This is a genomic window from Bradyrhizobium sp. P2_E8 (genome assembly GCF_056403875.1).
On record NZ_JBFUES010001325.1, the window covers coordinates 1 to 1675 of the forward strand.

Genomic DNA, 1675 nt, shown 5'->3' on the forward strand with positions numbered 1-1675 from the left:
GAGCTCGGCCTTGGCATCCTCGATGCGGTTCATCAGCCGGCCGCTCTCGTGATTGTCGCGCACCGTCTTGGTCAGTGTGATGCAGGTCTGGATCAGCATCACGATGCCCATGGTGAGATAGCCCTTCATCCAAAGGTCGATCGGCAGGAAGAAGATCCCGATGGCGATGAGGAACGCGGAGGCCGCGAAGGACACGTAAGTGAAGGTCACCCAGGCGTTGCTGTGGGGCTGGCCGTTCTGGTTCATGGTCGTCTCCTGTTGGTTCGAATGATGATGGGATCTGAGTTCAGGCAGTCGGCGTGCGCTTGGACTTCAACCGCGCCAGCACGTCGTCCGCGGTCGTCTTGAGCCGGGGGCCAAAGCCCTGCTCGGCGAGTTTCTCGGCGGTGGCGAGCGGTCCGCTCGCCGCATCGAGCTCGACCAGCGCATCATCGGCGGCCTGGGCCTCGATCTGCCGCTCGCGCAGGCGCCTCAAGGTGCTCTCCGCTTCCGGCAGCGTGGATTCGTAAGGACGTGCGGCCTCGATGCCGCTGCGGCGAAGCGAGCGCACCGCTTCCGAGGCACGGGCGAGGCGACGGCCGCGATCGAGCTCGGTGATGCGGGTCTGCGCGCTCGCGACGTGGCGCCTCAGCCTGATGATCTCGGTCGCGAACAAGGCGCGTGCCGTCATCGCCGCGTCGCGATCGGCTTCGAGCCCCGCGATGGCCTCGGCGGCGTCCCTGGCGAGATCCTCGCGGCCGCCGTCGAGCGCCGCGACCGCGCGGGTCTCGAGATCGGCGATGCGGGCGACGGTCGCCTCGAGCTTGCGGCCCTCCTGCTGGTCCTGTGCGATCGCCAGCGCCAGCGTCCGCTTGCTGCGCTCGACGGCGGCGGCCGCATCGCGCATCTGCTGATCGAGGATCAGAAGGGCCGTCCGGTCCTCCAGCTCCTCGCCCGCGGCGGCCACGCTGCCGCGGAAAAGTGTCACGACGGTCTTGAACATCTGCAGCTCCCTGTTTATGAGCGTTGCTCACACATGCTTTGTAGCAGGAATATTGAACATCGTTCAATAAAAAAATGAGCATCGCTCAAGAATTTGACGCCAAATGACTAAGGCCTTGGAACGTCGAGCGAAACTTCGGACCGACCTGATCCAGGCGGCCGAGCGGATTATCGCTGAGCGGGGGTTGGCGGGTCTGAAAACCCGCGATTTGGCCCGCGAGATCGGCTGCGCCAATGGTGCGGTCTACAATCTCGTCGCTGATGTGGACGAACTCGTCCTGCGGGTCGGCTCGCGCACGCTGCATCGCCTCGATGAGGCGCTCAGCGCAGCGGAAAGCGCGGGTGATCCTTCGCCACATGAGACGCTGGTCCGCATCGCCATTGCCTATTGCGGCTTCGCCGCCGAAAACCTCGAACTCTGGCGCGCGCTGTTCGAGCACCGCATGGCCGCCGACAAGATCCTCCCCGACTGGTCCATCAACGACCAGATGCAGCTGTTCCGCCACATCTATCATCCGCTGGCGCTGCTGCTTCCCAAGCGCAGCCCCGAGGAACTCGGCATCACCGCGCGCAGCCTGTTCTCGGCGGTGCATGGCATGGTGGCGCTGGGGCTGGAGCAGAAGCTGGTCGCCGTTCCGCTTCCGGCGCTGCGGAACGAGATCGCGGGCCTCGTGGGCGCGATGCTGGACGGGCT

General features: G+C 65.4%; 3 protein-coding genes. 1 reads left to right on the forward strand and 2 read right to left on the reverse strand.

Annotated features, from left to right (window positions below; translation table 11 throughout):
* Together AC1D00_RS40075 and AC1D00_RS40080 are read right to left on the reverse strand one after the other, a co-directional pair.
* Positions 1-246 (reverse strand): YiaA/YiaB family inner membrane protein (locus AC1D00_RS40075; protein WP_477014499.1); only part of this gene is annotated, 246 nt, incomplete at its 3' end.
* 40 nt (positions 247-286) lie between these two features.
* A complete protein-coding gene (locus AC1D00_RS40080) occupies positions 287-982 on the reverse strand; it encodes a PspA/IM30 family protein (RefSeq protein WP_135175429.1) in 696 nt (231 codons plus the stop codon).
* Between the two features lie 103 nt (positions 983-1085).
* On the opposite strand from AC1D00_RS40080, the gene AC1D00_RS40085 reads away from it, so the two are divergent.
* Positions 1086-1675 (forward strand): TetR/AcrR family transcriptional regulator (locus tag AC1D00_RS40085; protein ID WP_477014500.1); only part of this gene is annotated, 590 nt, incomplete at its 3' end.

Bases quoted from the DNA above. Each gene is read 5' to 3' on its own strand.
- AC1D00_RS40080 (WP_135175429.1), bottom strand. From the start codon at position 982: ATGTTCAAGACCGTCGTGACACTTTTCCGCGGCAGCGTGGCCGCCGCG.